29 protein-coding genes and 3 tRNA genes are annotated in these 24,687 nt (G+C 63.9%); 20 read left to right on the forward strand and 12 right to left on the reverse strand.

Annotated features, from left to right (window positions below):
* The first annotated feature begins 22 nt into the window (after positions 1-22).
* The 4 genes from M0534_RS04785 to M0534_RS04800 all read left to right on the forward strand — a co-directional run bounded on the left by M0534_RS04785 (position 23) and on the right by M0534_RS04800 (position 3,130).
* Positions 23-1,000 carry a LysR family transcriptional regulator gene (locus M0534_RS04785; RefSeq protein WP_248567504.1) on the forward strand — a complete coding sequence of 326 codons (978 nt, stop codon included), beginning with the start codon at positions 23-25 and terminating at the stop codon, positions 998-1,000.
* A gap of 58 nt (positions 1,001-1,058) precedes the next feature.
* The gene (locus M0534_RS04790; protein ID WP_248567274.1) at positions 1,059-1,640 is read left to right on the forward strand and encodes an SgcJ/EcaC family oxidoreductase; all 582 of its coding nucleotides are present in this window, start codon (positions 1,059-1,061) and stop codon (positions 1,638-1,640) included.
* A gap of 251 nt (positions 1,641-1,891) precedes the next feature.
* On the forward strand, positions 1,892-2,839 hold the full coding sequence (locus tag M0534_RS04795; protein ID WP_248567275.1) for a sodium-dependent bicarbonate transport family permease: 948 nt from the start codon (positions 1,892-1,894) through the stop codon (positions 2,837-2,839).
* A 3-nt stretch (positions 2,840-2,842) separates the two neighbouring features.
* Complete coding sequence (locus M0534_RS04800; RefSeq protein WP_248567276.1) at positions 2,843-3,130, forward strand: P-II family nitrogen regulator; 288 nt, start codon at positions 2,843-2,845, stop codon at positions 3,128-3,130.
* Between the two features lie 21 nt (positions 3,131-3,151).
* Here M0534_RS04800 and M0534_RS04805 read toward each other — a convergent pair whose 3' ends face one another.
* Positions 3,152-4,120: a threonine ammonia-lyase gene (locus M0534_RS04805; protein ID WP_248567277.1), complete on the reverse strand. Its 969-nt coding sequence runs from the start codon at positions 4,118-4,120 to the stop codon at positions 3,152-3,154.
* Positions 4,114-4,527, reverse strand: a complete 414-nt coding sequence (locus M0534_RS04810; protein WP_248567278.1) for a GIY-YIG nuclease family protein — start codon at positions 4,525-4,527, stop codon at positions 4,114-4,116. Before M0534_RS04810 ends, M0534_RS04805 begins: the two co-directional genes overlap by 7 nt.
* Positions 4,528-4,582: 55 nt before the next feature.
* Here M0534_RS04810 and M0534_RS04815 point away from each other — a divergent pair, with 55 nt between their 5' ends.
* Together M0534_RS04815 and M0534_RS04820 are read left to right on the forward strand one after the other, a co-directional pair.
* Positions 4,583-5,509 (forward strand): META domain-containing protein, encoded by a 927-nt coding sequence (locus M0534_RS04815; RefSeq protein WP_248567279.1) that lies wholly within the window; start codon positions 4,583-4,585, stop codon positions 5,507-5,509.
* A 137-nt stretch (positions 5,510-5,646) separates the two neighbouring features.
* Entirely contained in the window at positions 5,647-6,093 is a 447-nt protein-coding gene (locus M0534_RS04820) for a CopD family protein (protein WP_248567280.1), read from the forward strand.
* 14 nt (positions 6,094-6,107) lie between these two features.
* Here M0534_RS04820 and M0534_RS04825 read toward each other — a convergent pair whose 3' ends face one another.
* Positions 6,108-6,620, reverse strand: coding sequence for a DUF2231 domain-containing protein (locus M0534_RS04825; RefSeq protein ID WP_248567281.1), 513 nt, complete (start codon positions 6,618-6,620; stop codon positions 6,108-6,110).
* A gap of 138 nt (positions 6,621-6,758) precedes the next feature.
* Here M0534_RS04825 and coxB point away from each other — a divergent pair, with 138 nt between their 5' ends.
* Genes coxB through M0534_RS04845 form a run of 4 tightly spaced genes read left to right on the forward strand, consistent with a single transcriptional unit; the run spans position 6,759 to position 11,041 of the window.
* Positions 6,759-7,352 carry a cytochrome c oxidase subunit II gene (gene coxB / locus M0534_RS04830; protein WP_248567282.1) on the forward strand — a complete coding sequence of 198 codons (594 nt, stop codon included), beginning with the start codon at positions 6,759-6,761 and terminating at the stop codon, positions 7,350-7,352.
* Positions 7,345-9,864 (forward strand): cytochrome c oxidase subunit I, encoded by a 2,520-nt coding sequence (ctaD, locus tag M0534_RS04835; RefSeq protein ID WP_248567283.1) that lies wholly within the window; start codon positions 7,345-7,347, stop codon positions 9,862-9,864. The genes coxB and ctaD overlap by 8 nt, the downstream gene beginning before the upstream one ends.
* Entirely contained in the window at positions 9,864-10,208 is a 345-nt protein-coding gene (locus M0534_RS04840) for a hypothetical protein (protein WP_248567284.1), read from the forward strand. The genes ctaD and M0534_RS04840 overlap by 1 nt, the downstream gene beginning before the upstream one ends.
* A gap of 17 nt (positions 10,209-10,225) precedes the next feature.
* Positions 10,226-11,041: a cytochrome c oxidase assembly protein gene (locus M0534_RS04845; protein ID WP_248567285.1), complete on the forward strand. Its 816-nt coding sequence runs from the start codon at positions 10,226-10,228 to the stop codon at positions 11,039-11,041.
* Between the two features lie 12 nt (positions 11,042-11,053).
* On the opposite strand, the gene M0534_RS04850 is transcribed toward M0534_RS04845, so the two are convergent.
* Positions 11,054-11,128 (reverse strand) — tRNA-Val (locus M0534_RS04850).
* 104 nt (positions 11,129-11,232) lie between these two features.
* On the opposite strand from M0534_RS04850, the gene gltX reads away from it, so the two are divergent.
* The 6 genes from gltX to trxA all read left to right on the forward strand — a co-directional run bounded on the left by gltX (position 11,233) and on the right by trxA (position 14,872).
* Entirely contained in the window at positions 11,233-12,657 is a 1,425-nt protein-coding gene (gene gltX, locus M0534_RS04855; RefSeq protein WP_248567286.1) for a glutamate--tRNA ligase, read from the forward strand.
* Positions 12,658-12,706: 49 nt separating this feature from the next.
* Positions 12,707-12,782 (forward strand) — tRNA-Ala (locus M0534_RS04860).
* Between the two features lie 104 nt (positions 12,783-12,886).
* Positions 12,887-13,120, forward strand: coding sequence for a hypothetical protein (locus M0534_RS04865; RefSeq protein WP_248567287.1), 234 nt, complete (start codon positions 12,887-12,889; stop codon positions 13,118-13,120).
* A 306-nt stretch (positions 13,121-13,426) separates the two neighbouring features.
* Positions 13,427-13,502 (forward strand) — tRNA-Glu (locus M0534_RS04870).
* Positions 13,503-13,539: 37 nt separating this feature from the next.
* A complete protein-coding gene (locus M0534_RS04875) occupies positions 13,540-13,944 on the forward strand; it encodes a gamma-glutamylcyclotransferase family protein (protein ID WP_248567288.1) in 405 nt (134 codons plus the stop codon).
* 64 nt (positions 13,945-14,008) lie between these two features.
* Entirely contained in the window at positions 14,009-14,872 is an 864-nt protein-coding gene (trxA, locus tag M0534_RS04880) for a thioredoxin (RefSeq protein ID WP_248567289.1), read from the forward strand.
* Positions 14,873-15,079: 207 nt separating this feature from the next.
* On the opposite strand, the gene rrtA is transcribed toward trxA, so the two are convergent.
* Positions 15,080-15,658 carry a rhombosortase gene (gene rrtA, locus M0534_RS04885; protein WP_248567290.1) on the reverse strand — a complete coding sequence of 193 codons (579 nt, stop codon included), beginning with the start codon at positions 15,656-15,658 and terminating at the stop codon, positions 15,080-15,082.
* A complete protein-coding gene (locus tag M0534_RS04890) occupies positions 15,651-17,042 on the reverse strand; it encodes a serine protease (protein WP_248567291.1) in 1,392 nt (463 codons plus the stop codon). The genes rrtA and M0534_RS04890 overlap by 8 nt, the downstream gene beginning before the upstream one ends.
* Before the next feature lie 306 nt (positions 17,043-17,348).
* Here M0534_RS04890 and M0534_RS04895 point away from each other — a divergent pair, with 306 nt between their 5' ends.
* Together M0534_RS04895 and M0534_RS04900 are read left to right on the forward strand one after the other, a co-directional pair.
* Positions 17,349-17,819, forward strand: a complete 471-nt coding sequence (locus tag M0534_RS04895; RefSeq protein WP_248567292.1) for an META domain-containing protein — start codon at positions 17,349-17,351, stop codon at positions 17,817-17,819.
* A 5-nt stretch (positions 17,820-17,824) separates the two neighbouring features.
* The gene (locus M0534_RS04900) at positions 17,825-18,283 is read left to right on the forward strand and encodes a cryptochrome/photolyase family protein (RefSeq protein WP_248567293.1); all 459 of its coding nucleotides are present in this window, start codon (positions 17,825-17,827) and stop codon (positions 18,281-18,283) included.
* 1 nt (position 18,284) lies between these two features.
* Here the strand turns inward: M0534_RS04900 and M0534_RS04905 are convergent, their stop codons facing one another.
* From M0534_RS04905 to M0534_RS04915, 4 genes are all read right to left on the reverse strand, one after another.
* Positions 18,285-19,697, reverse strand: coding sequence for a serine protease (locus M0534_RS04905; RefSeq protein WP_248567294.1), 1,413 nt, complete (start codon positions 19,695-19,697; stop codon positions 18,285-18,287).
* A gap of 81 nt (positions 19,698-19,778) precedes the next feature.
* Positions 19,779-19,934 (reverse strand): DUF2256 domain-containing protein, encoded by a 156-nt coding sequence (locus M0534_RS04910; protein ID WP_248567295.1) that lies wholly within the window; start codon positions 19,932-19,934, stop codon positions 19,779-19,781.
* Positions 19,934-20,059, reverse strand: a complete 126-nt coding sequence (locus M0534_RS13720; RefSeq protein WP_282571292.1) for a hypothetical protein — start codon at positions 20,057-20,059, stop codon at positions 19,934-19,936. The genes M0534_RS04910 and M0534_RS13720 overlap by 1 nt, the downstream gene beginning before the upstream one ends.
* On the reverse strand, positions 20,056-21,879 hold the full coding sequence (locus tag M0534_RS04915; RefSeq protein ID WP_248567296.1) for an ABC transporter transmembrane domain-containing protein: 1,824 nt from the start codon (positions 21,877-21,879) through the stop codon (positions 20,056-20,058). Before M0534_RS04915 ends, M0534_RS13720 begins: the two co-directional genes overlap by 4 nt.
* A gap of 24 nt (positions 21,880-21,903) precedes the next feature.
* Between M0534_RS04915 and M0534_RS04920 the strand changes: the two genes are divergently transcribed.
* Positions 21,904-22,302, forward strand: a complete 399-nt coding sequence (locus M0534_RS04920; protein WP_248567297.1) for an NfeD family protein — start codon at positions 21,904-21,906, stop codon at positions 22,300-22,302.
* On the opposite strand, the gene M0534_RS04925 is transcribed toward M0534_RS04920, so the two are convergent.
* On the reverse strand, positions 22,268-22,978 hold the full coding sequence (locus tag M0534_RS04925) for a histidine phosphatase family protein (RefSeq protein ID WP_248567298.1): 711 nt from the start codon (positions 22,976-22,978) through the stop codon (positions 22,268-22,270). The two genes, M0534_RS04920 and M0534_RS04925, sit on opposite strands and share 35 nt — an antisense overlap.
* Positions 22,965-23,639 (reverse strand): Bax inhibitor-1/YccA family protein, encoded by a 675-nt coding sequence (locus M0534_RS04930; protein ID WP_248567299.1) that lies wholly within the window; start codon positions 23,637-23,639, stop codon positions 22,965-22,967. Before M0534_RS04930 ends, M0534_RS04925 begins: the two co-directional genes overlap by 14 nt.
* 123 nt (positions 23,640-23,762) lie before the next feature.
* Here M0534_RS04930 and M0534_RS04935 point away from each other — a divergent pair, with 123 nt between their 5' ends.
* Positions 23,763-24,683, forward strand: coding sequence for a 5'-nucleotidase (locus M0534_RS04935; protein ID WP_248567300.1), 921 nt, complete (start codon positions 23,763-23,765; stop codon positions 24,681-24,683).
* The last annotated feature ends 4 nt before the right edge of the window (positions 24,684-24,687 follow it).

The following is a 24,687-nucleotide window of genomic DNA, read 5'->3' on the forward strand; positions in this document are numbered from 1 at the left end:
CGAGCCGGCACTGCCGCAGGTGATGCTGAAGTCGGAGCTGCCCGAGCACCTGATTCGGCACGCAACGCTGCGCCAACTTCAGGTCTTCGAGGCCATTGTCCGTCTGGGCAGTTTCACCCGCGCGGCGGAAGAGCTGCATCTGACCCAGCCGACGGTCTCGATCCAGATCAAGAAACTGTCGACGGCTCTCGGGTTGCCATTGTTCGAGCATGTCGGTCGCCGTGCCGAGCCAACGGAAGTCGGCCTGCTGCTGTATGACACCTGTCGTGAAATGCTGGGTGCGCTGACCAATCTGGAAATGAAACTGGCGGAACTACATGGGCTGCAGCGTGGCCGGCTGCAACTGGCGGTTATCACCACGGCGCAGTATTTCGCGCCCAGCCTGTTGGGTCAGTTCGCGCGGCGCTATCCGGAAATCGAACTGGCGCTGGAAGTCAGCAACTTTGACCGGGTCCTGGATCGGCTGGCCAACAACCTGGACGACCTTTACATCATCGGCCATGTCCCGGAGCGGCTGCGCGACGTCGCGATCTACCCGTTCGCGCCCAACCCGCTGGTGGTGATGGCGAGCCGTGATCATCCGCTGGTCCGCCGGCGGCAGATCCCGCTGCAGGAACTGGAGAAGGAAACCTTCCTGATGCGGGAGCCGGGATCCGGTATCCGCGAGGCAACGCTGCGCCTGTTCGAGGCCCACGGCATCAGCCCCAGGGTGCGAATGGAGCTTGGCAGCAACGAGGCCATCAAGCAGGCGGTGATCGGCGGGCTCGGCGTGGCGGTGCTGTCGCTGCACACCCTGAGTGCAGAGGGTGCGGAAGGACCGGTGGCGCTGCTCGATGTGCAGCATTTCCCGATCCACCGCCAGTGGCACATCGTGCATCCCAAGAAAAAGGTGCTGTCCGTGGTGGCGCGCGCCTTTCTTGATTTCGCGATTCAGGACGAGGCGCGGCTGCGAGCCCAGATCGACGGCATGCTGGCCGCCTTCAAGGCGCAGACGGACTGAGACCGTCGACCGAACAGAAACCGGGGCCGCCTTGTGCGGCCATGCAGAGGAAACAGCCATGAGCGAACGACAGGCAAGCGGCCATTCAGCGATTACCGGCACGCAGTTCATCGATGCAAATGAGGCGATGCGTGGGCGCATGAGCCTGAGCGCGGCGCATCGGGATCAACGCCATCCGGTGACCGGCACGGGCATGGGGGCCGGACCCGCTCCGGTGGATACCCCCGCCAACGAGACCTGCGTGGTCTGCGCTCCGGCCACGCTGCGGCTGGCCGAGGAATTGTTCGAGCGCTGGAACGCGGCCCTGCAGACCGGCGATGCCGATCGGGTCGTCGCCAATTACGCCGACGATGCGGTGCTGTTGCCGACCGTGTCGAATGTGCCGCGTACCTCGCCGGCGGAGATCCGCGATTACTTCCTGCATTTCCTGCAGAAACAGCCGGTGGGCAGGATCAACCAGCGCAATGTCAAGTTCGGCTGCAACAAGCTGACCGATGCGGGCACCTACACCTTTCGGGTACGCGAGGGGACCGAGGTGCGGGAGGTCCCGGCCCGTTACACCTTCGTCTACGAACATCGGGATGGTGACTGGACGATCGTCCATCACCATTCGTCGATGATGCCGGCGGATGACGGCTGAGCGTCAGTGAGCCGCCCGGCGCCCCGGGTTTCCGGTCGGAAGGGCCGGCGATCCTGGCGGCGGCCCGCAGCCAGCGACCACTGGGAAGATGGGTGCAAGGTGCGCGAGATCGGGCAGACAAATAAGGCTTTGCTGATGTATTGTTGGATAAATATAAGTCTTCAGTAATATATAACTCTGCGGTGATGTGCGCTGCGCCATGGCGCCGGGTGCTCCACATCCCGCGGGCCTGTACCGGAGGTTGAGGAATCATGGCATTTGAACCGGTCGTTCTGTTTTTCCTGCTCGGGGTTATTGCCGGTCTCGCCAAGTCGGATTTGAAGATTCCGACTGCGGTCTACGAAGCCTTGTCCGTGTACCTGCTTCTGGCCATCGGTATCACCGGCGGCGTGAAACTGGCGGAAAGCAGCCTGGTGCCGCTTATCCTGCCCGGTCTCGCCATTTTGGTGGTGGGCTGCCTGATTCCCCTTATCTGCTATCCGGTGTTGCTGTTTTTCGGCGGCATGAAACGGGCCGACTCGGCCTCGCTGGCGGCGCACTATGGGTCGGTCAGTGTGGTCACCTTCTCCGTTGCAGTTGCCTTCCTCGCGCAGGCCGGGATCGACTACGAGGGCCATATGGTCGTGTTTCTGGTGCTGCTGGAAATCCCGGCACTGGTGGTGGGGATCCTGCTGGCGCGCGCGGGCCTGCCGGGCAAGACGCGCTGGGGCATGACCCTTCGCGAGGTCTTCTTCGGCAAGAGTATCTTTCTGCTGATCGGCGGCCTGATCATCGGCTACGCTGCGGGGCCGGAACACATTGGCCCGATGGAGCCGTTGTTCTTTGATCTGTTCAAGGGCTTGCTGGCGTTTTTCCTGCTGGAGATGGGCCTGGTGGCGGCCAGCAAGATCGCGGATTTTCGGTATTACGGAAAATTCCTTTTGGGCTTCGCGGTGATCATGCCGATCTTTTCGGCGATTCTCGGTACCCTGCTCGGCTGGGGGCTCGGCATGAGCCTCGGTGGCACCCTGCTGTTGGCCACGCTTTATGCCAGTGCGTCTTATATCGCGGCGCCCGCGGCCATGCGTATTGCAGTACCGGAGGCCAATCCCGCACTATCCATCGGTGCAGCCTTGGGCGTGACGTTCCCGTTCAATATATTCGTGGGTGTGCCGCTGTATTTCTGGATGGCGGAAACGCTCTATTCGATGGGAGGTTAAGCAGTGGAAGCCGACAACTACCTGCTGACGGTAGTCAGTGAATCCATCCTCGAGGATCGCCTGATCGACGAGATTCGCGAACTCGGTGCCACTGGTTACACCGTCACCGATGCCCGGGGTTGGGGGAAGCATGGCAAGCGTCGGGGCAAGTGGCAGCAGGATAGCAACGTCCAGATCCAGGTTGTGGGCCCCCGCGAGCTGTGCGAGGCCATCTGCGCCCGATTCAAGGAAGAGTACCAGACGGATTTCGGCCTGCTGCTGTTGATCTCACCGGTGGAAGTCAAGAACTGATCGGACTGGTCTCCGATTGGCTCAGGCCTCCGCACCATGGGCCAGCGAAGTCGCAAGTTCCTCCGGGTCCGCGTTGCCACCCGTCACAACCACCACGATATCGCCGGATCCCGGAATTTCTCCGGGGTCCATCTGCCGAAGCAACGCCACTCCGGCAACGCCGCCCGGTTCGGCCACAATGTGGTCGTCCATCAGCAGGCCGGCAACGGCGTTTTGCAGGGCTGCGTCGCCAATCTGCAGCAGCTGGTCCGTGGTCGCACGGCAGTAGCTGTAACTGTGTTGGCCAACCTCCGCCGCCGCCAGGCTTTTTGCCCAACTGCGGACGGATGGCAGGCGTCGTGGCCCACCGAGGCTCCAGGCATGGGCCATGCTGGCCGCTCCCTGCGGTTCGACGCCGATCAGTGCAGCGCCGGGCCGCGAAGCCTTCAGCGCCAGTCCGATCCCGCTGATCAGGCCGCCACCGCCGATGGGGCAGATCACGGTATCGGCTTGCGGTGCCTGCGCCAGGATCTCGAGCCCGACCGTTCCCTGTCCGGCAATGATGCGTTCATCATCATAGGGATGCACCAGAGTCAGGCCCTGCTGTTTCACCAGTCGGTGCATCCGCTCCCATGCGGCATTGATGTCGCCATGCAGGATGACTTCGGCGCCCAGTGCCCGGCTGTTGCGCACCTTTGTCGGACTCGCGTTTTCCGGCATGACGATGGTCACCGGCACCTGCCGCCGACGTGCTGCCCAGGCCAGTCCCAGGGCGTGATTGCCGGCGGAAACGGCGCCGAGACCCGGCCGCAGTTCGGCATCGCTGGCGCTCAGCAACCAGTTCAATGCGCCACGTGGCTTGAATGAGCCGGTCGTCTGTAACGACTCCAGCTTCAGCCAGACAGGCCGCTGCAACCGCTCGGACAACTGTCGGGCCGGAATCAGCGGCGTTGTCGGCAGGGTATCTGCGAGGCGCATCGCCGCAGCATGGACGTCGTCGGCGGTCAACATCCCGGTTCAACTCCCGCACCACGCCCGATCTTGAACGTAGCCCATGGGCAGAACGGCGTCCCGCCAAGAAATCGCAGGTGGCTGCCGCAGCCCTTGCGGCAATCCGATGCACCAAAGCCGTGTATCGGCAGGGATCCGCCAAGGCTTTGATGGAGTGTACATTCCGGCAAAGTCGAGAGGCGCAGGTCGATGATCCGGGCATCCGTGCTCGACAGCAGGTAATCGATATGCCAACGCTGTCGCTTGTCCTGGCGCAGATGGCGCAGCAGGCGCGCCTGCATGCCCCGTCTGGCGCTGCCGGTGTAGAGGTACAAGCCGCGGCAAAACACGTATTCTCCAAGAGCACCGATGCGCAGTTGATCGGGTTGTTCGAGCCAGATCAGCAGTTGATAGCTCTGTGCGGGCATTGCGTCCCTGTCACGCTGGGGCCGAAAATCGGGATGAATTGGCGGGAGAAGCGAGATGCACCATCGTCTCATAATTGTTGCCCTGGCAGTGTCCCTGCTGGCCGCCTGCGCGTCTCAGCCCGAGTTTGACAAGCAGGCCAGCGAGACCCGCAGCTATCTTTGCGGTGATCGCGAGGTCAGCGTTGCCATCTTCGACGATCATGTACGGATCCTGTCGGATGAGGAGACGCGGCTCTTGCCGGAGCCGGCGGCTTTCGGCTCTCGCTATCAGGCAATGGGCGAGCCGCCTGCCGCGACGTACTGGTCGCGTGGTGATCGTGCGCTGGTGCAGAAGGCGGGTGAGCAGTTACCCGAATGTCGCCGCCTGCATCCGCTGCCGGAGACCCTGAAGGCCAGTGGCAACGAGCCCTTCTGGAACCTGATTCTGGAACAGGATGCCCTCGCCTTCCGTACCTTTGATCAGGAGCAGATGCTGGAAAGCGACACCGTCATCCGGCAGGGAGAGACGGTGCATGCAGCATCGGGTGATGCCCGCCTGCGCGCCCATTTCGAGCGGACCATCTGCAAGGACAACATGACCGGCATGCCGTATCCCTATCGGGTCAAGGTCCTGTTTGCGGATCGGGATTACGCCGGCTGCGGCGGTGACCCGCTGGACCTGCTGCGCGGCCGATGGCGCATTACCGCCGTCGACGGCCGAACCGTGGACGGCGATGCACGCGCGGATATCCGCTTTGACGACGAGGGACGTGTCTCCGGTCGCGCCGCCTGCAACAGCTTTCATGGTCCGTTCGAGATCACCGGCGAATCCCTCCGGATCGGCTCGCTGGCAACCACGATGATGGCCTGCGAGCCGGAGCTGATGCGGCTCGAGTCGCGCATACTGCGGGAACTGGAGCAGGTAACGCGGTTCGGTATCGACGACGGCGGCAGGCTGCGCTTGTACAGTGCCGGGGGCCGGCTGATCGAAGCGCGGCGGTAGCAACGCCGCGATCCGGTCCCGCCGGCCTGCGTGCGGGGGGCGGGCTTCGTCGCTTTGCAACGCCGCTGCGGACCGATACGCTGGGGCGTGGTCTTGTCCGGCTGTTCCCCGAACACGGACGCCGTTCGGGAGTATGCATGGCCTGGCTGCTGGCGCTGCACATCATTTTCCTGCTTTTCTGGGCTGCAGCGCTTCTCTACCTGCCGGTCCTTCTGGCCGCAGCGGCGACGAACCGGCTGGAATTCGTCGCCACGCCGCCGGCACGGCAGGCGTCCCTTCACCGGTTCGTCTACACCCATGTCGCGACGCCGGCCGCACTGCTTGCGATCATCAGCGGAACGGCGGTGTTCCTCTGGGATCGCAACGTTGAACTCTGGCTGATCCTGAAGCTGGCTGTCGTCTCGTTGCTGGTGCTCGGGCATGCCGCTCTCGGGCTGATGATCCTGCGGCGGGAATCCGGACAGGGCAGTCACGGTGCGCTGGGACCGTGGCTGTTCACCGCTTTTGCCAGCCTGTTGATGCTGGTCATCATCTGGCTGGTGCTTGCCAAGCCGGTGCTTGATACCGGGGCCTGGGCGGTTTGATGTTGCCGCGATTGCTACAGCGAACCACGGGCCCGCGCATGCTTGTCGGCCGCCTCTTCCGTGTCGACGCCGACCGCATGCTCGTAAACCAGTTGCCCGCCCAGGTAGCCGGCCAGCGACATCAGCCCGGCGGTAAGCAGGCTGAGCAACAGACCCCAGGGCAGCACGGCCTCCACGGGCTGGCCGAGGCGCAGCAACCAGTTCAGGCTGGCCAGCGACAGCAGCATCACCGCGATGATGGAATGGCACCAGGCGGTGATCAGGCGCCGAACCTGACGCACGGTCACAAGATCGATCAGCCCGGCGGCGCCGGAAATCCAGCCGCCAAGGGCGCCAACGCCCGCCAGCCACAGTCCGGCCCGGGCCCAGAAGGGGTCGGCAGTCCACCAGTAGGCAAGATCGGTGGCCACCAGCATCAGCAGCGCGGCCACCGGAAAATGGATCAGCATGGGGTGCAGCGGATGACCGTTGATGGCGGCGCGGCTCCGAATCGGGGCAGGGCGTCTGGCAGGGGCATGTTCGCTCATCGGCGATTATGGTCCGCGGTTGCCTGGCTGACCCGGCCAAGGGTAGCCGTTCTGGCCGGGTTGGCGCACGTTTGCCTGCTGACCGGTTGCGCGGGGGAGTATTCCACCCTGGATCCGGCGGGCCCCTCGGCGCTGGCTGTGAGCTGGCTCTGGTGGGGTATGCTGCTCGCCTTCGGACTGGTCTGGTTCGCGGTGATCGGGCTCTGGCTGCTCGCGGTGCGACGTGATCCCGGTGATGTCAGCGATGCACAGGCGCAACGGCTGCAGAATCGCTGGATTATCGGTGGTGGCCTGGTTCTGCCGGGCGTCAGTATCGCCGTGCTGTTGGCATTCGGTATTCCGGTTGGCCACGGCATGCTGCCGCTCTCGGCCGACGAGGACGTGTTGCGGATCGAGGTCACCGGGTATCAGTGGTACTGGCAGGTGGAGTATCCGGATGCCGGCGTGTCGCTGGAGGACGAACTCCACATCCCGGCTGGCGAACCGGTGCATATCCATCTGCGCAGCAATGATGTGATCCGTTCCTTCTGGGTGCCCCGCCTGGCCGGCAAGCTCGATGCCATCCCCGGCCATGAAAACGTGCTCAAGCTGCAGGCCGACCAGGCGGGCGTCTACCGCGGGCTCTGCGCGGAGTTCTGTGGCCTGCTGCACGCCGACATGGGCTTTACCGTGGAAGCACACGAACGGGAAGACTTTGAACAGTGGTTGAGCGATGCCGCCCGCGATGACTGACTCGCAAGGACACGACGGCGGTGCCCAGCACAGGCGGTTGGACGCGGTCTGGGCCAACTGGCCGGGCTGGCGCACGCTGGCCGCGGTGAACCACACCTCCATCGGCCTGCGCTTCATGCTTACCGGGGTGTTCTTCTTCCTGGTCGGCGGTGTACTCGCCATGCTGGCCCGGACGCAGCTGGCCCTGCCTGCGCAGGACATCCTCAGCGCCGATGTCTACAACCAGGTCTTCACCATGCACGGCACGGTGATGATGTTCCTGTTCGCCATCCCGGTGCTGGAAGGCCTCGCGCTGTACATGATCCCGAAGATGATCGGGGCGAGGGATCTGGTGTTCCCGCGAATCAGTTCGCTGGGCTACTACTGCTACCTGTTCGGCGGACTGATCATCCTCTCCAGCCTGTTTGTCGGCCAGGCGCCGGATTCCGGCTGGTTCATGTACACGCCGCTCAGCAGTGCCGAGCACGCACCGGGCATGGGCTCCGACTTCTGGCTGCTGGGTATCACCTTCGTCGAAATTTCGGCAATGGCGGCCGGCATCGAGTTGACGGTGTCGATCCTGCGCAGCCGCGCCCCCGGGATGACACTACGCCACATGCCCATCTTCTGCTGGTACATCCTGGCGATGGCGCTGATGATCGTGTTCGGCTTTCCGCCGCTGATCCTGGCCAGCGTGCTGCTCGAACTCGAGCGCGCCGCCGGCATGCCGTTCTTCGAGGTCGCCGCGGGTGGCGATCCAATCCTCTGGCAGCACCTGTTCTGGCTGTTCGGCCACCCCGAGGTCTACATCATCTTTCTGCCGGCTGCGGCGGTGGTGTCGACACTGATACCAGTGTTCGCGCAGCGCCCCATCGTCGGTTACCGATGGCTGGTGCTGGCAATCATCGTCACCGGCTTCATCAGTTTCGGGCTGTGGGTCCACCACATGTTCACCATTGGCATCCCGAAACTGGCCCAGGCGTTCTTCTCGGTGGCCAGCATGCTGGTGGCGGTGCCAACCGCAATCCAGTTGTTCGCCTGGCTGGCGACGCTGTGGACCGGCCGCGTCATCCGCAGTCTGCCGATGCTGTGGATTTTCGGCTTTCTGGTGATCTTCGTCTGCGGCGGGCTGACCGGCGTGATGCTGGCCCTGGTGCCGTTCAACTGGCAAGTGCATGACACGCACTTCGTGGTCGCCCATCTGCATTACGTGGTCGTGGGCGGCATGCTGTTCCCGTTGATCGCCGGTTTCTATTACTGGCTGCCGCATTTCTCCGGGCGCATGTCGACGCCGGTGCTGGGGGCGTTGGGTTTCTGGCTCACCTTCATCGGCTTCAACGCGACCTTCCTGCTGATGCATTTGACCGGTCTGCTGGGCATGCCGCGACGTGTCTACACCTATGAGGCCGGGCTGGGCTGGGACTGGCTGAACCTGTTGTCCTCGGTGGGTGGTTTCGTGATGGCCGCCGGCATCGCCCTGGTGCTGCTTGATATTGCGTTGCATTTCCGTTTCGGCCGGCCGGCGGGGCGTAATCCCTGGAATGCGGACACGCTGGAATGGGCGACCAACACGCCGCCGGCGCCCTACAACTTCGCCAGTCTGCCGGCGCTGGATACGCGGCATCCACTCTGGCGACAGCCGGAACTGCTGCAGTCCATCCCGGCTGGTGAACACGGCCTGACCGACATCCGTCACGGTCGTCGCGAGACCTACGGCACCGAGGCCGTCAGTGGCCGTCTGCGGGAAGTCATCCATCTGCCGGGCAATTCCTGGTTGCCGCTGCTCGGCGCACTGATGCTGGCGGTGGTTTGCGTCAGTCTGCTGGTTCGGATTTATCCGATGGCTTTGCTTGGCGTTGTCGGCGCCGCTGTGTTTCTGCTGCGCTGGGGTTGGGAGAACGGCGCGCACCCGCGGGCCGCGCCGCTGACCGCGAATGAGCCGGACAATCCGCCATTGCATTCACGCACCTGTGACGGGCCAGGCCTCTGGGGCATGTGGGTCACACTGATGGCCAATGGCACGCTCTACCTGTCCTTGCTGTTCGGCTGGTTTTACCTGTGGACTGCCGCGCCGCAGTGGACGACGCCCGAGACGCTGTCGGTGGATCGCGTGGCGATGGTCGCCGCCGGCCTCGTGCTGACCGGTGCGGTGGTAGCCTACGGTCGCCTCGTCCGCGCCCTGTGCAAGGGCAGGGCGACCTTCCTGGCCGGTGGCCTGTTGCTGGTCACGACGCTGGGTTGCTTGCATCTGGCCGTCGTCCTCTGGGCCCTGCTCGGTGCCGGGCTGACGCCCACCGAACACGCGCATGACGCGATGTTGCTGGTGATGTTCCTGTACCTGCTGTTCCATGCCGGTCTGGCCACGGTGCTGAGCCTGTTGCAGGCGCTGCGGGTGCGTCTTGGCTACGTCGGTGTGCGCCTGCCCTATGAACCCGTGGTGTTGCGGCCCTTATGGCTGTATACGCTGGCCGTGTACTGGCTGAGTGTGGCTCTCTTCCTGTTCCTGCCCGCTGCATGGGGGGCCGGAGGCTGATGTTGCAGGCGACGCATCCGTTCCAGCTCGTTGCCGGCCTGCTGGTCTGGGCCATCTGGTTCGTGGTGCTGTATGCCGGCCTCTCGGTTGGTTGCGCGGTGGCGCCACCGGCCGCGGAGCAGGGCGACCTCAACTGGCTGAATGGGGGACTGGGAGCGATCAGTCTGGCGACAACGCTGCTGCTGGTGCTGGCAGCCTGGCGTTGCTGGCAGGCTGCAGCAGTACCATCGGTAGATCGGCAAGGCGCCTTCTTCGCCAGGCTTGGTGCGGCGATCCACGGCGTGTCTGCGCTGGCAACGGCCGCAATCGCGATACCGGTTGTCGCCTACCCACCGTGCGTCTGAGCGGAACGTCTTCGGCCTTGTTGCTCGCTGCGGCCTGGGCCGGACCGGCCGCAGCGCACAATCCGCTGACCAGCAGTGGCCAGGACCAGCTTGCCGCTATTCTCGCTGCGGTCATGCTGGCCGTGGTCTGGCTGTTCTACCTGCGTGGTCTTCGGGCACGTCCGGCCGGGGCGGGCCCCGCCGGGACGTTCCACTTTGCCCTGCTGCTTTGTGTACTCAGCCTTTTCGGTCCGCTGGATGACTGGGCCAAGACCAGCACCGCGGCGCACATGACACAGCACATGGCGCTGATGGTGGTGGTTGCGCCGATCTGGGTTCTCAGTCGGCCGATGCCGCAATTGCTGCTTGGCAGCGGGCGCGTGCTCCGGCGCGGCTGGATTCTGCTGCTGCGACTGGGCGCGCGGCCAATGCTCTGTGCCTACCTGCACGCGGCGGCCATCTGGTTCTGGCACACGCCGCAGTTCTACATGCTAGCCGTCGAGGATCCCTGGTGGCACGGCGTCGAGCACGCCTGCTTCCTGCTCACGGCCCTGCTGTTCTGGTGGGCCGTGCTGGCCGGCGCGGCAAAGCGCGCGCCCTGGGCACTGCTGGCACTGCTTTTCACGCTGATGCATACCGGCTTTCTCGGCGCCGTGCTGACCTTCGCCGACAGCCCGCTGTATGGCGAGGCCCGTAGCTTGGCCGATCAGCAACTGGCCGGATTGATCATGTGGGTGGTGGGTGGAATTCCGTACCTGGTGGCCAGCGCCTGGGTCGGCTGGCGCTGGTACCGCCACCTGCTGCGGCGGATGATCGGTTCCGGGATACAAAAAGGGGACCTACCCGGCAGGTAGGTCCCCGATGCCTGGTGGGCGCGGCTGGGATTGAACCAGCGACCCCTGCCGTGTGAAGGCAGTGCTCTCCCGCTGAGCTACGCGCCCGGAGGAAGCGAAGTTTAGGTAGCGCGGATGATGCTGTCAACGAAGGTCATGCGCTCTGCTACCATACGCGGCCCGTTTTCTGATTGCCGCGGAGGCCCATAGCCATGACCCTGAAGACCCGGTTTGCCCCCAGTCCCACGGGCTACCTGCATATCGGCGGTGCGCGCACTGCCCTGTTTTCATGGCTCTATGCGCGCCGGCATGGCGGCAGTTTCGTGTTGCGGATCGAGGACACCGACCTGGAGCGGTCAACGCCGGAGTCGGTAAATGCCATTCTCGAGGGCATGGCCTGGCTGGGTCTGGACTACGACGAAGGACCGTTCTACCAGACCAGGCGTTTCGATCGCTACCGCGAGGTCCTGGACCAATTGCTGGCCGAGGGCAAGGCCTACCGCTGCTTCTGCAGCCGCGAGCGGCTGGACAAGCTGCGCGAGGAACAGCAGGCGCGCAAGGAGAAGCCACGCTACGACGGCTGCTGTCGCGATCGCACCGAGGCGCCATCCCCCGATGCGCCATTCGTGGTGCGATTCAGGAACCCCCAGGACGGGCAGGTGGTGGTCAACGACCGGGTACGCGGCCGGGTCGTGTTCAGCAACGCCGAGCTTGATGACCTGATCATCGCCCGCACCGATGGTTCACCGACCTACAACTTTACCGTCGTGGTCGACGATATGGACATGGAGATCACCCATGTCGTGCGGGGTGACGACCATCTGAACAACACGCCGCGCCAGATCAATATCCTCCAGGCCCTGGGTGTCGAACCCCCGATCTATGCCCACGTTCCGATGATCCTCGGCGAGGACGGCAAGCGCCTGTCCAAGCGGCATGGCGCTGTCGGTGTCATGAGCTATCGGGATCAGGGCTATCTGCCGGAGGCGATGCTGAATTACCTGGTGCGGCTGGGCTGGTCACATGGCGACCAGGAAGTGTTTTCGCTCGATGAACTGGTCCAGCTGTTCGACATCGAAGACATCAATACCTCGGCATCCAGTCTCAACATCTCGAAACTTGACTGGCTCAACCAGCACTACATGAAGACCGCCGAACCGGCCCATGTCGCGCGGCACCTGAGCTGGCATATCGGCCAGCTCGGTATCGATCCTGCGGCCCATGGGCCGGCGTTGGACGACGTGGTTGTCGCCCAGCGGGAGCGGGCCAGGAATCTGGCGGACATGGCGGCAGCGAGCCGCTTTTTCTACAGCGAACCCGAGGGCTACGACGAGAAGGCGGCCCGCAAGAACCTGAAGACCGAGACACGACCGACCCTGCTGGCCTTGCGCGAAGCGCTGGAGGCCGTCTCCGACTGGAATGCCGACGTGCTGCATGCCGCGGTGATTGGCGTCAGCGAAGCGCTGGAACTCAAGTTGGGCAAGGTCGCGCAACCCTTGCGGGTCGCTCTTGCCGGGGTGCCGGTCTCACCGCCGATCGATGTCACGCTGGAGCTGCTGGGGCGGGACACGGTGCTGGCGCGAATCGACCGCGCGGTGCGCTGGATCGATGCGAACACCGAGATCGAGAAGGCCTGAGCCTGGTTGACAAGGGTAGGGGGCGTCACTACTATTTGGCGTCCTTCACGGGGCCATAGCTCAGCTGGGAGAGCGCCTGCATGGCATGCAGGAGGTCGGCGGTTCGATCCCGCCTGGCTCCACCAGATTTCCGAAACCCCCGGCGGCTGCCGGGGGTTTTCTGTTTCCGGAGCGGAGTTTCTGCGGCCCCGGGGGCTGTGTACCGAAAACGGGTGACGCCGGGGGCGTTATGAATCTGGCTGGTCTGAGTTGGTGGCAGACGCTGTTGCTGACCCCCGGCATGCTGGTCATGGACTGGCTTGCCAGGACCTGGCCGCTGGTCGTCATTCGCCATGATTTCGGCTTTTCCGTCCAATCCTATCTGTTCTGGTCCGCGGTGATCTCCGCGTTGTTCTGGACCATCGTCGTTTGCCTCGCCGCGGTCGCCTGGCGTCGTTTCTGGCGCTGGTTCCGATACGGCTGATCCCCGCGCGGTCCGCGGTCCGTGCCAATGTTGTACAAAAAATCGATACAACACTTGCGTGCGAAGCATGATTGTACTAACCTTGTACACAACTTCTGGTTAATTGTGTTTCTCCGCTGTGCTGTTGTTCGTCCCTGTATTGGCGCATACCTGTCCCCTTGAGTGCGCCATCCCGGCCCATCCCCCCCAGGCGGCCGGGTTTTTTTTGTCTGGCGGTCTCGCCTGCAAGGCTCCATTATCGGTCGGATTGGCTTGACACCCCTGGGGGGGCTCCGTATTATCCGCCCTGCCTTTCGGAGGCTCAACGTCCCCTTCGTCTAGAGGCCTAGGACACCGCCCTTTCACGGCGGCGACAGGGGTTCGAATCCCCTAGGGGACGCCATATTCAGGTGATTGCGATCGCCCAAGAAAACCCGCCCATGGCGGGTTTTTTGTTATCCGGGGTCAGCATCGACGGAGCCGGAGCCGTGCGGGTTTTCGTTTACGGTACGCTGCGCAAGGGGCAGGCCAACCACGGTCAGTTGCGCTCCGCAGAGTTTCTTGGGCGGCACCGCACCGAGCCGGAATTTCGAATGCTTGATCTTGGTCCCTATCCGGGTGTTGCGCGTGGCGGCAGAACCGCGATCACTGGCGAGGTCTACGCGATCAACCAGACCATCCTTGTCCGGCTGGACCGCCTTGAGGATTACCCCCAGACCTATGATCGGGAGCGCCTGGCCACGCCGTGGGGGCCGGCATTCATTTATCTGTACCGCTGGCCTACGCTCGATTCGCCGACGGTTGCCTCCGGTGACTGGCCCAGCCACCGAGCAAGGCGGTCTTGATCCGGCCGGGAAATGGCACAATAGATTCCGCTACCGAGGCGCAACCACAAGGAGCAGTCGCGTCATGAGTCAGTCCGCATATGTCAGTGAGGCTACCCTGGAAACCTTCGGCGAAGTGGTCATGGAGGCCTCCTTTCGCCAACCGGTGCTGGTGGATTTCTGGGCTGACTGGTGCGAACCGTGCAAACAGCTCACGCCGGTGCTGGAAAAGCTCACCGAGGAATTCCGCGGTGGCTTCCAGTTGGTCAAGGTCAACTGCGAGGAACAGCAGGAACTGGCGGCCCAGATCGGTGTTCGGAGTCTGCCCACGGTGCTGCTGGTCAAGGACGGCCAACCCGCGGACCAGTTCCAGGGTGTGTTGCCGGAATCCCAGGTTCGGCAATTCCTCGAACAGCATGTCAAGGCCCCGGAGGCCAGCCCGCAGGAGCAGATCCAGGCTTTCCTGGAGCAGGGTGACTTTGGTGCGGCCCTGCCGTTGCTGGTGGATGAGCATCGGGCGAAACCCGACGACAGTGACATCGCGATCGACCTGGCGCGGGCCTTGTTTCATTCCGGCGATGTCGAGCAGGCCGAGTCGGTGCTCGAACGTCTTCCGGATGCCGCACGTCACGATGACCGGGTAAAGGGGATGCAGGCGCAGCGTGCCTTTGCCGAACGGGTTCAGGCCTTGCCCGATGTCGCCGAACTGCAAGCCCGACTGCAACGGGACGCAGGCGACGCCGAGGCCCGATACCAGCTCGCCTTGCATCTGGTGGTGCAGGGGGCCTACCAGGAGGCAATGGATCATCTGCTGCAACTGGTGCGGACGGCATCGGACTGGAATGATGGGCAGGCTCGGCAGACCCTGTTGGAGGTGTTCAATCTGCTGGGGCCGGAGCATCCACTGGCGCGACCCTATCGCCAGAAGCTGTTTCAGCTCATGTATTGATCAGCTCGTCCATCAAGCGCGGGATGGCTTTGCGGAAGCGAAAGAATCCGGCCCGGAGTCGTGGTTGCGGCTGCGGCGGTAGGCGTCGCCCACCCGTGGCAGAAAGGCATCCAGTTGCTCCGGGGCTGTCCGTCGGTTCGCTTGCCAGTCGGGGTTCAAAAGCAAGCATCTCCATGTGTTCAAAGCGGGCAGGCACCCGGTCCGGTATCAATCCGCAGTCCTCCAGAGCCGCGCCAGCGGCACGGCAAGCAGTCCCCCCAGCATGCCGTAGAGATGGGCATCGACGATGACCGCGTCGCTCATTTCCTCGGTCAACGATACGGGGGCGCCTTGCACCTGTTCCCAGGCAAGTTTCGCGGCAAGGAGTGCGATTGCGGCGAAACCGAGCCAGTCGCGGCGCAGGCTGCCATGCAGCGCGGCCGCCGCCCAGATACCCGAGACCACTCCGGACAGGCCGACATACCAGTCCAGTTGCGGCGCTAGCAGAAACAGACCGAGGGACACGGCGATGCCGCCCAGGGCGGTTGCCAGCAGCAGGCGAACCGGTGACAGGAATCGCCCAAGAACCAGTACGACCGCGGCGAGACCGGCCATGTTGATCAGCAGATGGGTCGTGTCCAGGTGCACCCAGTGGGCGGTAAGAGTACGCCAGAGCTCACCGTCCAGAATGGCTTCGCGCTGGTATATGAGTGCATCAGTGACGGCGCCGGGAAGCGCGGTAACGGCCAAGGCTGGCGCAACGATGGCGCCGGCCGTGGCCGCGGTCGAGGGCCAGGCTCTAGGCATCGTGCTGTCGCCAGCGCCACGACGTGGCCTTCAGGCCAAGCAGCAGCAGGATCCAGGCGGGCGAAAGGTTGCCGCCACCGCCGCCACTGCTGCCGGAGCCGCTTGCGGACCGGGATTCACCGGAAACCGTGCAGCTTTCGCCGGAGACATCAACCGACATGTCCAGCACCTCCAGGTTGCCGTGGTTATCGTAGAAGAACAGCTTTATCGCCGATTGGCGCGGCTCATCGCCGCTGGCTGTCAGTTTCAGGGCAATACGACCGTGGTCCTGATCGATATCTGCCGCAGCGGCCAGTTGCAAGCCGTTCCCGTCGACATGGGGCGCGAACACATGACGATTGCTATGTGCGAGGAAATCGAGATGCACCGTGCCGCTTTCGCAAAAGGTTAATTCCTGCCGTGCCGCATCCTCGTCGGCAAAGCGCAGTTGCATGCTGTCCACCGAACTGTTTGCGGTCGCCGTCTCGACCCAGTCACGCAGACGCGACACGTCCGTGTAGACGGCTGGTCGGCGCCGTTGCTCGCCGTTGACGGTCAGCGGCTCGCCGCAGGGGCTGCGGCCGAAGCTGACGATGCCGGTCTGGACGTCCCGGTTGCCGTCGTTGAAGAACAGCGGACCACCGCTGTCTCCGAAACAGGCTTCGCCGACCTCCTCGGTGCTGACCGCCCCTGTGGTGCCGGCGCAAAGCATCCGGGCGGTGATCGTGCCGTTGCCCCAGACCGCGCGGCACTCGCGGCGCGGAATCAGTGGATGCGCCTCCAGGCGCTGAAGTACCGTCTCGCGGGGTGTGGGTGCCGGGTCCTCCGTCCAGCCCCAACCCAGCAGGCTCATCGGGTGGTCCTCCGGCGCATTCAGCGCCTGATCTACGGCACTAGGGTCCGCAAGCGCCACCGGATCTCCCAAGTCGTCAGGGCCCCCGTTCAGTATGCCGGAACTCCGGGTTTCCAGCTTCAGCACGGCGATATCGTTGTCGAAACCGCCGCTGCCGTTGGCAAAGCCGGCATGGATCACGTAGCGCTCGACACTGACCCGGATGCCGGTTTCGCTGTAATCGCGCTCACCGAAGCGCAACTCCAGGTCCGATGGTGCCAGCGGCACGGCGCCATCCTGGTTTCGCTGGCTGCTTGCGAACAGGCAATGGGCTGCGGTCATCACCCAGCCATCGCTTATCAGGGTTGCAGCGCAGAATGGACGTTGGCCGTTCCGAAGCCGCAGGTTGGCCAGCCAGTCGGGTACGTCCTCGTCGGCGGTTACATCCTCGCCGCCAATGATGAACGGGGTCACCGTGTCGCCTGCGATGGCGGTTGCATGGGTCAGGCTCAGCGCCACCGTTGCAGCGGCAACGAGCGCCAGAAAATGCGAGATCGGGGAGACGGTGTACATGGTGCGCGGCATCCTTGATTGCGGTAAGCAGTGACGAAATCTGGTCCGCGAACGGACGCGCCAACGCCATGCAGCAAGGTTATCGCGACTAAAGGCGTACGTCTTTAGACGGAGACAGTAGTACTTTGAGGAAACCCCTCAGTCGGCAATCCGAAGCTTGCGGTGCGCCCGTGACGGGGATTTTCACTGACGTGGGGAACATCGGCGGATTGACGGGTTCTGACAGACACGAGAGCAACAACGGGTCACCTGTCCGAAGCCGGACACCGGGGCAGGCAAACTGGTACTGATTGAGGAGGACGTTTGATGATGGATCGCTACTGGACGTGGATAGCCGCGGCAATTGCGACACTCCTGCTAACGGGTATCGCCAAGGCGGGCGAGGCAGACCCGGCAGTATTGGATGATGACTGGCACATGGTTGCGTTCGCCGTTGCCGGTGATGAAGAAGACCGCGAAATGGTGCCGATCTTCTCGATTCGGGTGAACGAGGAGGGCACCGCCGAAGGCATCGCTGCCTGCAACCGCTGGAATGCCGAGGCCGACTTCTTCGCCGATGGCCGTGTGCGGTTCAAGGATTTCTCGCAGACGCGTTCGGTCTGCCGGTTCAATGACATTGTCGCGCGGACGATGGATGCCCGGTACACCGACCATCTCCGCAACCAGGATATGGATTACAAGATCGAGGACGACCAGCTGATCCTGGAATTTGATGACGGCGAGCGCTGGACCTTCCAGGTCATCGAACAGGACGCAACCGAGCCGGCGCCGAACTAATTTGAGTGACTGGTAACGTACGCCGTCTGCTGCTGGTACTTGGCGATCAGCTCGATGCCGGCAGCACGATGCTGCGGATCGCGAGCAGGATGGCGGAGGTGTCCCACGAGGCCCACGCGGCCACCCATGTCTGGTCCCACAAGGCGCGCCTCACCCTGTTTCTCTCTGCGATGCGGCATTCCTGCGGCCTGCGCGGGGAGCAGGGCTTCGATATCACCTACCATGCACTGGAATCGCATGAAAATAGCCGGCTCGCTGAACTGCTCAAGCAGGATCTGAAGCAGTTACAGCCGTCGGCGGTGCGTCTCGTGCTGCCCCGCGACTTCCGGGTCCATCAGGAACTCAGTGCCGTGTGCAAGGCTGCGGGCGTGCCGCTGGAGACGGTTGCCGACGGCCATTTCATCGATTCGCCGGAGAACGTTGCCGACTGGGCCAGCGGCCGCCAGCAGTTGCGGCTGGAATAGATCAGTGTTTCCTTGGTCTCCGTCGCCGCAGCCAGTCGGTCAGACCCAGCAGCAGAAGCGTGGCCCAGGGCCAGGACAGCGCGCCGCCACCGCCACCGCTGCTGCTGCTGCTACTCGTCCGCGGCGTTGGTCCGGCGGGTGCGCCAGGCACCAGATCATCCATGATGCCCGGGTCGGCCCCGATGTCGGGCGAGCCTTCGTCCCCGGTGCACCGGGAGCCTGCCACCGTTAATCCGAGTACGGCGTCCTGAATATTCAGGAACTCGTCGAAGACGACAAAGGTGAGATTGAATCGCTCGCTCTCGCTTCGGGGAGTGAGGGTCAAATCGATGCTGCCGTTGGTCAAGTCGATGTCCAGCGAATTGACGTCGAGCGCCACATTGGAAAAGTAGCGCGGATCGAAAATCCGGTTACGCCGTGAGTCCGGATCGAAGGTCAGCTTAACGTCGAACGCCTCGCATTCCTCGACCGTGACGTTGGATGAGCTTCCTACCTGCAGGTCCAGCGCGCCAGCCCGCTCGGATCCCACGGTCGTGTTGATCCACTGGCCGAAGGTCGCCACGTTCGTATACACCGAGGGCATTCGACTCCCGTCCGAGCGTTCGCCGCATCCGCTACCGAAGCTGACGATGCCAAACTGCTCTGCGAATTCGTTGCCGGCGTCGAACAGGGGACCGCCACTGTCGCCGAAGCAAGGGCTCTGGTCGTCTTCCTCGGGGTCTAGCACACCGGCACAGATCATGTTCTCGGTGATCACGCCGCTGGCGTAGAAATCGGCACATTCATCCCTGGCCACCACTGGATGGTCATCCAGCCGTTGCAGCACGGATTCCCGCTCGGAGGCGTTGCCGGATCTTTCCGTGAGGCCCCAGCCAAGCAGCGACAGCGGATCGCCGGCCGCCGGTTCCTCCATCGGCAGGTTGACCGGCTCGCGGTTGTCACCGGCATCGCCGGCCAGCTTCAGCAGGGCCACGTCGCTGTCGAACTGGGTGCTTGTGTCCGAATAGTCGGGATGGAGCACCACCCGTTCCGCGAAGGCGCCAGCCGAATTGGGATAGCTGCGATCATCATCGAAATCCGCCTGATCGAACTGGACGTAGATGTCCCGCGGTGGCATCGGGAATAGCTGACCGAATTCTGACTTCAGGAAGAAGATGCAATGGGCGGCCGTCATTGCCCAGCCCTCGGCCACCAGGGTCGCTGCGCAGACCGGCTGGCTGATCGAGTCGTCCGGCAGTACCAGCCGGTAATTGGCCAGCCAGGACGGCACATCGCCGTCGTCCACCGGCTCGCCTCCGATGATCAGCGGCTGAAAGCCGGTGTCGTCTGCCTGGATTGGAGTTGCCAGCGCCACTGACGCCAGCAGTACACCGACGGCCGTGAGGCCGGCCGTTGGCCCGCTGCTCTTTCGCATCGCCCACCCTCCCCTGTTTCCTGTAAGTAATACTCCAGGTTGGCGGATTCCGCCAGCAGGTTATTCCGGTCCGGCCCATCTTTATGCGTTGCTCGGAGCTGCATTCCTGTGCCGTTGGCAACGCTCCGAGCAGAATTTCACGTGATCCCAGTCCCGCGCCCATTTCTTTCTCCAACTGAACGGACGGCCGCAGAGCGCGCAGGTCTTATCCGGAAGATGGGGTTTGCGGTGGGCCATCAGTCCTCGGCCTGGAATAACAAGAGCCGGAGGCGGCCAGCCGAGTTATCGGGGGCGACGACCGGGCCCTTCCCGTCGATGCGCAGCTCCGGTTTGAACCAGAACGGTTCGACGCCGGAGGTCATGGTCCCTGACTTCCGGCGAAATCCCGAACCACACCGGGCCCGGAGGGTGCGCCGAACTGTAATCGGGCCAGACGGGCATACAGCGGGCTGGTGCGCAGCAGTTCGGTGTGGTTGCCCACCGCCTGCAAGCGGCCCTGGTCCAGTACCGCAATGCGATCCGCGGCGACCACAGTGGCCAGCCGGTGGGCGATGACCAGACTAGTGCGGTTCTGCATCAGCTTCTCCAAAGCCTGCTGGACCTGCTGTTCGCTCTCCGCGTCCAGGCTGGATGTGGCCTCGTCCAGCAGCAGCAGGCTCGGATTCCGCAGGATGGCACGGGCAATGGCAATGCGCTGGCGCTGGCCGCCCGACAGGCGGATGCCGCCGCTGCCCAATTGCGTGTCGAAACCGTCCGGCAGGCGGCTCAGGAACTCGGTACACCAGGCGGCCTCTGCCGCGGCAAGCACCTCGGCATCGGTGGCCGAGGGGCGGCCATAGCGGATGTTCTCGCGCGCGCTGCCGGTAAACAGCACCGGTTCCTGGGACACCAGGCCAATGCGCTCGCGCAGGGCGACCGGATCCAGTTCCCGCAGGTCAATGCCGTCAAGCAGGATTCGGCCGGACTGCGGGTCATGGAAACGCAACAGCAGGGCGAGCAGCGTGCTTTTGCCGGCGCCGCTTGGACCGACCAGCGCCAGGCGTTCGCCGGGCCGCAGTTCCAGACTGACATCGTGCAGTGCCGGTTGGCCCGGGCGGGACGCATAGTGAAAGGATACGGCCTCCAGGCTTACCCGCCCGGCCGTTGCCGGCGGCAGTTGGCGTGCCGCTGCCGGTGCCTTGATCCGCGGATCGGTGTTGAGCAGTTCCAGCAGCCGTTCGGTGGCCCCGGCCGCTCGATACAGATCGCCGATGACTTCCGAGATCGCTCCGGTGGCGCCGGCGGCAAGCACGGCGTAAAAGACAAAGGCCGAGAGTTCGCCGGCACTCATGCGGCCGGCAAGCACGTCATGTCCGCCTTGCCAGAGGATCACGCCCACCGCGGTGAACACCAGCAGCAGCACCGCCCCGGTCAGCAGTGCGCGCTGCAGGATACGTCGCCGGGCGGTGCCGAAGGCGGCCTCCACATGCTCGGCAAAGCGCTGCCGGTCGGTCTCTTCATGGCCGAAGGCCTGCACCGTCTGGATGGCGTGCAGCGACTCTCCTGCGTAGCTGCCGACGTCGGCCACCTTCTGTTGCGAATCCCGGGAAAGGCGCCGTACCCGCCGGCCGTAGACCAGGATCGGCACCATCACCAGCGGCAGGCCGATCAGCACCAGCGCAGTCAGCCTGGGGCTGGTCACGAACAGCATGATCAGCGCGCCGATCAGCAACAGCCCGTTGCGCACCGCAATCGAGAACGAGGAGCCGAGAATGCTCTGCAGCAGCGTGGTATCAGTGGTGATCCGGGACTGGATCTCGCCCACGCCGTTGTCTTCGAAAAAGGCCGGTTCCAGGCGCAGCACGTGGCTGTAGACCGCCTGCCGCAGGTCCGCGGCCACCCGCTCACCGATCCAGGAGACGTAGTAGAAGCGTAGCGCCGAGGCGCTGGCCATGATCAGGATGATGCCGAGTACCAGCAACAGCATCCGATCCAGCGCTGCCGGGTCGCCGGCAAGAAATCCCTGGTCAATCACCAGCCGCAGACCCTGGCCGATGGCGAGCACACTGCCGGCGGCGATGACCAGCAGAATGGCGGCGCTCAACACCTGCCTGCGATAGGGTGCCAGGAACCGGAGCAGGTGTTTCAGGTCTTCCAGATGGCGGCCGCGGGGCCGCTGTAGCAGATCGGAGTCTCTCGCCATGCGTCTTCCAGGATCAAACCGGCAATGGCCTTGTTGACCATGTCGCCGGGCATTCGTTACACGCTGCTGCAGGTGCCGGGGCTGGTGTTCCTCGGTACCTTACTCTGGATTGCCTGGGACCGTGGCTGGCTCGGTAGCGAAACGGCCGGCTTGCTTCTGCTGATCTGGGTCGTGAAGGACGTCCTGCTCTATCCGCTCTACCGGCCGGCCCTGCGCGGCCCGGCACCAAGTGGCGGTTCGGCCCTGGTGGGCATGCAGGCCAGGGTGCGCAGGCGGCTCGCACCGGTGGGGCAGGTCACCTTGTTTGGCGAGGTCTGGCGTGCCCGCAGCTCCGATGACGCACCGATTGAGTCTGGTGAACGGGTCACCGTGGTCGCGGCAAAAGGCCTCACGCTGATGGTGGTTCCTGTTCGCAAACACTGAAATCGCCGGGCGATTCCCCGGTCTTAGTATCCGCCTCTGCCAGACCCCAGTGCGGGGGCAGATTGCCGACATGGGTGAATCGCCCGTCGCCCTCCGGCAGGAATACGGCCATCGTACCCACCGGCAGATCATCGCCACCGAACGGGGTGTCCAGTGCCATCACCAGCGGCGTGATGTGTCCGATCAGCCAGCGGTTGCCGCCATCCGTTGGCCTGGCCAGCAACTCGCGCAGGGCGGCGACCAGGGTGCCGCGCGTCTCGGCGTCGGTGAAACGCTCCATGTCGAGCTTGTCCTCGGAGCGGATCTCGGCCTCCGGAAACAGCAGCCGGGCGGACTGCATGGTCCGTGTGGTGGGGCTGCTCAGCACTGTTTCGGCACCGATATCCGCCTCCTCCAGGGCCGCTGCGGTTGCCGCGAGTTGCTCGCAGCCACCCTCGGTGAGGCGCGTGGTGTCGTCCTCTTCCGTTTCCGCCTCGCCATGACGGACATAGATCACGAGGCCGCCGTCCTGTAGCGCCTGCAACAGATTCTCGGTGTCGGCGTGATGCCAGCTTGTCGGCAGGGCAAGGACCGATGCGGTGAACAGCAGCCCGGAGAAAAACGACAGGGCCCCGCCGAGGCGGGGCCCTGTAAGCACCCAGGCGATTTCCCGTCGCCGGGTACTAGTTATCCCCACCAAACACGCCCAGCAGGTGCAGCAGGCTGGTGAAGATGTTGTAGATCGCCACGTACAGCCCGACCGTTGCCATGATGTAGTTGGTCTCGCCGCCGCCATGCACCATCTCGCTGGTCTGGTAAAGGATGTAGCCGGCCATCAGCATGATGAACATCGCACTCACGGCCAGCATCAGCCCGGGCAGGCTGAAGACCACGGCACCCAGGCCGGCCAGGAAGGCCACCAGAATGCCGGCGAACAGGAAACCACCCATGAAGCTGAAATTCTTGCGGGTGGTCAGCGCGTAGCCGGACAGCCCCAGGAAGATGGCCGCCGTGCCGCCGAACGCGGTCATGACCAGCTGGCCGCCATTGGAGAAGGCAGTCAGGTAGAAGGTCAGCATCGGGCCGAGGGTGAAACCCATGAAGCCGGTCAGGGCGAAAACCGAGGCCAGGCCCCAGACACTGTTACGCAGGTAGCTGGTCAGGAAGAGCAGGCCAAAATAGCCCGCAAGCAGCAGAACGAAATTCATCGGCGGCGCATTGATCGCCATCGACACACCGGCCATTACCGCGCTGAACGCCAAAGTCAGCGACAATAGCGTGTAGGTATTGCGGATGACCTTGTTGGTTTCCAGTGCCCGTTGTTGTCCGGCACTGATGACGCGCTCATTCGTTGCCATCGTCCAGTCTCCTTGCGGCCTGTCGCGAATCCCTGACAGGTGTTGGTTTTGATATTGCGCCAGTCTAACGCGATGCGATCCGGACGTCTCCCTCTGCCCGGATTGTCCGCGTAAACTAAACGCATGCCGGTAAAGTTTGACAATAAACTTGTCGTTGCGATCTCCTCGCGTGCGCTCTTTGATATGGATGACAGTCATCGTCTGTTCATGGAGCAGGGCGTTGACGCCTATTGCCGCTTCCAGATCGAACACGAGGACGAGATCCTGGCGCCGGGTGTCGCGTTCCCGCTGGTGCAGAAGCTGCTGGCCCTGAATAACGATGCCGGTGGCACCGGGGTCGAGGTGATTCTGTTATCCCGCAACAGCGCCGACACCGGACTGCGGGTGTTCAATTCCATCGAGCACTACGGCCTTGATATCACCCGCGCGGCGTTCACCAACGGCGAGCGGCCGTGGCGTTATGTGCCGGCATTCGGCGCGCATTTGTTCCTGTCCGCGGACCCCAGTGATGTGGTCCAGGCGCTGAGCCTCGGTTACGCTGCGGCGACTATCCTGCCGGCGGTGGGTCAGACGGGTGACGGGGTCCGGGACGGCGACAGCGGTCAACTGCGCATCGCCTTCGATGGCGACGCGGTGCTGTTTTCGGACAGTGCCGAACGGGTCTTCCGCAGTGAAGGCCTCGAGGGCTTTTCCGCCAGCGAGCGGGCCCAGGCCCGGGACCCACTGCCGGGGGGGCCGTTCAAGAGTTTCCTCGCCGCACTGCATGCGCTGCAGAAGCAGCACCCCGGCGAGGCCTGTCCGATCCGCACGGCACTGGTCACCGCCCGCAGTGCCCCGGCCCATGAACGGGTGATCCGCACGCTGCGCGACTGGGATATCCGCATCGACGAGGCGCTGTTCCTGGGTGGGCTGAGCAAGGCGGCATTTCTCAAGGCCTTCGCCGCGGATATCTTCTTCGATGACCAACAGGGTCATTGCGAGTCGGCAACGCCGCATGTCGCCACCGGTCACGTGCCCCACGGCGTTGCCAACGAATCGGGCTGAACCC

It is taken from the genome of Methylonatrum kenyense, assembly GCF_023195885.1.
In the GTDB taxonomy this organism is placed as follows: Bacteria; Pseudomonadota; Gammaproteobacteria; order Nitrococcales; family Aquisalimonadaceae; genus Methylonatrum; species Methylonatrum kenyense.

Bases quoted from the DNA above. Each gene is read 5' to 3' on its own strand.
- M0534_RS04920 (WP_248567297.1), top strand. From the start codon at position 21,904: ATGGCCTTGTTGACCATGTCGCCGGGCATTCGTTACACGCTGCTGCAG.
- M0534_RS04895 (WP_248567292.1), top strand. From the start codon at position 17,349: ATGATGGATCGCTACTGGACGTGGATAGCCGCGGCAATTGCGACACTC.
- M0534_RS04840 (WP_248567284.1), top strand. From the start codon at position 9,864: ATGTTGCAGGCGACGCATCCGTTCCAGCTCGTTGCCGGCCTGCTGGTC.
- M0534_RS04810 (WP_248567278.1), bottom strand. From the start codon at position 4,527: ATGCCCGCACAGAGCTATCAACTGCTGATCTGGCTCGAACAACCCGAT.
- M0534_RS04915 (WP_248567296.1), bottom strand. From the start codon at position 21,879: ATGGCGAGAGACTCCGATCTGCTACAGCGGCCCCGCGGCCGCCATCTG.
- M0534_RS04790 (WP_248567274.1), top strand. From the start codon at position 1,059: ATGAGCGAACGACAGGCAAGCGGCCATTCAGCGATTACCGGCACGCAG.
- ctaD (WP_248567283.1), top strand. From the start codon at position 7,345: ATGACTGACTCGCAAGGACACGACGGCGGTGCCCAGCACAGGCGGTTG.
- M0534_RS04930 (WP_248567299.1), bottom strand. From the start codon at position 23,639: ATGGCAACGAATGAGCGCGTCATCAGTGCCGGACAACAACGGGCACTG.
- M0534_RS04820 (WP_248567280.1), top strand. From the start codon at position 5,647: ATGGCCTGGCTGCTGGCGCTGCACATCATTTTCCTGCTTTTCTGGGCT.
- M0534_RS04875 (WP_248567288.1), top strand. From the start codon at position 13,540: ATGGCGGGTTTTTTGTTATCCGGGGTCAGCATCGACGGAGCCGGAGCC.
- M0534_RS04865 (WP_248567287.1), top strand. From the start codon at position 12,887: ATGAATCTGGCTGGTCTGAGTTGGTGGCAGACGCTGTTGCTGACCCCC.
- gltX (WP_248567286.1), top strand. From the start codon at position 11,233: ATGACCCTGAAGACCCGGTTTGCCCCCAGTCCCACGGGCTACCTGCAT.
- M0534_RS04890 (WP_248567291.1), bottom strand. From the start codon at position 17,042: ATGTACACCGTCTCCCCGATCTCGCATTTTCTGGCGCTCGTTGCCGCT.
- M0534_RS04805 (WP_248567277.1), bottom strand. From the start codon at position 4,120: ATGTTGACCGCCGACGACGTCCATGCTGCGGCGATGCGCCTCGCAGAT.
- M0534_RS04935 (WP_248567300.1), top strand. From the start codon at position 23,763: ATGCCGGTAAAGTTTGACAATAAACTTGTCGTTGCGATCTCCTCGCGT.
- rrtA (WP_248567290.1), bottom strand. From the start codon at position 15,658: ATGCCTAGAGCCTGGCCCTCGACCGCGGCCACGGCCGGCGCCATCGTT.
- M0534_RS04905 (WP_248567294.1), bottom strand. From the start codon at position 19,697: ATGCGAAAGAGCAGCGGGCCAACGGCCGGCCTCACGGCCGTCGGTGTA.
- M0534_RS04785 (WP_248567504.1), top strand. From the start codon at position 23: ATGCTGAAGTCGGAGCTGCCCGAGCACCTGATTCGGCACGCAACGCTG.
- trxA (WP_248567289.1), top strand. From the start codon at position 14,009: ATGAGTCAGTCCGCATATGTCAGTGAGGCTACCCTGGAAACCTTCGGC.
- M0534_RS04795 (WP_248567275.1), top strand. From the start codon at position 1,892: ATGGCATTTGAACCGGTCGTTCTGTTTTTCCTGCTCGGGGTTATTGCC.
- M0534_RS13720 (WP_282571292.1), bottom strand. From the start codon at position 20,059: ATGACCTCCGGCGTCGAACCGTTCTGGTTCAAACCGGAGCTGCGCATC.
- M0534_RS04910 (WP_248567295.1), bottom strand. From the start codon at position 19,934: ATGGCCCACCGCAAACCCCATCTTCCGGATAAGACCTGCGCGCTCTGC.
- M0534_RS04825 (WP_248567281.1), bottom strand. From the start codon at position 6,620: ATGAGCGAACATGCCCCTGCCAGACGCCCTGCCCCGATTCGGAGCCGC.
- M0534_RS04815 (WP_248567279.1), top strand. From the start codon at position 4,583: ATGCACCATCGTCTCATAATTGTTGCCCTGGCAGTGTCCCTGCTGGCC.